This is a genomic window from Roseobacter sp. TSBP12 (genome assembly GCF_009129705.1).
GTDB lineage: Bacteria > Pseudomonadota > Alphaproteobacteria > Rhodobacterales > Rhodobacteraceae > Celeribacter > Celeribacter baekdonensis_A.
This window is the reverse complement of the sequence record NZ_PYIB01000017.1, coordinates 1-1,013: the sequence shown is the minus strand read 5'-3', so window position 1 is coordinate 1,013 and position 1,013 is coordinate 1. Positions and strand designations below refer to the sequence as shown.

Genomic DNA, 1,013 nt, shown 5'->3' with positions numbered 1-1,013 from the left:
AGCATCCGCGTCGGCATCGGCATCGGCGTCAGCATCCGCATCGGCATCCGCGTCGGCATCTGCGTCAGCATCGGCATCCGCGTCGGCATCCGCATCCGCATCGCTGTCATCACCGCCACCGGCCGCCAGAGCCGCAAGACCGAGCCCACCGAAAACGGCAGCTGCAATGCCTTCTTCTGAGAAGCCCATTCCCAGACCTGCCGCAGTCGCAGGATCACCCGTAACACCGCTGGCCGTTCCATCACCAAAAACTAAACTGTGAAGAGACTGGTTCTCGGCAAAAGTATAAAAGTCGTTAACAACAATCTGATCACCACTCTTAAGATCAATGATCAAATTGTCTCCATTTTTAGAGTAACGCAGCACTTCGTCCCGCATCACGTCGATTTTGACACTAATTTCAGGACCCGCCTGAATGGAGGTGGTTACCATCGTTCATCTCTCCCAATTTCCCAAAGGCCTATGAGCCCACCAAGCACATCATATCTTATTGCTGTATATTAAAACTAAAGTATATTATCTAGATTTTTTTGATAATCTTTAGGACTATTTCACCCACCCGCCCGCAGGTGAGACATATCTCATCCACAGTAGGTTAAGCGCCTATAAACACGCCACGAAAACAAATCTCAGGCTGAATGCAGGTTCAGCGTGAGTGAGCTACATTGGAATAATTTGTTCTGTTCCAACGCAACCTGCTTCAACGCATGCGCTGTTGCGCGAAAACCAGAAGATTGTGCAATCAAGCTTGCGTGCAGGGCCTCAGCCACCAAATCTCTTGATTCGCAGCTAAAAATCTCTAAGTGATTTTGAGTATCATTCATAATGTGTTCGCTTTGCTCAAGTAAGGAGAGAGGCAGATCATGCTGGGTGAGTGGTGATGGGGTGACATAACCCGCCTCTCAGGTAGTAGAACGCCACGTTACCGGGGCGCTCCATTCTGGAGCAGCTCGTTGGGCTAACTGCTCCTACGCGCTCCTGTCAGCCGAAGCGCGATCTCGGGATGTCTTGCG

General features: G+C 50.7%; 2 protein-coding genes. Both read right to left on the bottom strand.

Translation table 11 applies throughout. The annotated features are described in order from the left end of the window. Positions 1-432: BapA/Bap/LapF family prefix-like domain-containing protein (locus tag C8029_RS04875; RefSeq protein ID WP_152002389.1), on the bottom strand; the 432-nt coding region annotated here is incomplete at its 3' end. A 197-nt stretch (positions 433-629) separates the two neighbouring features. After that, positions 630-824: a hypothetical protein gene (locus C8029_RS04870; RefSeq protein ID WP_152002388.1), complete on the bottom strand. Its 195-nt coding sequence runs from the start codon at positions 822-824 to the stop codon at positions 630-632. Positions 825-1,013: the final 189 nt, after the last annotated feature.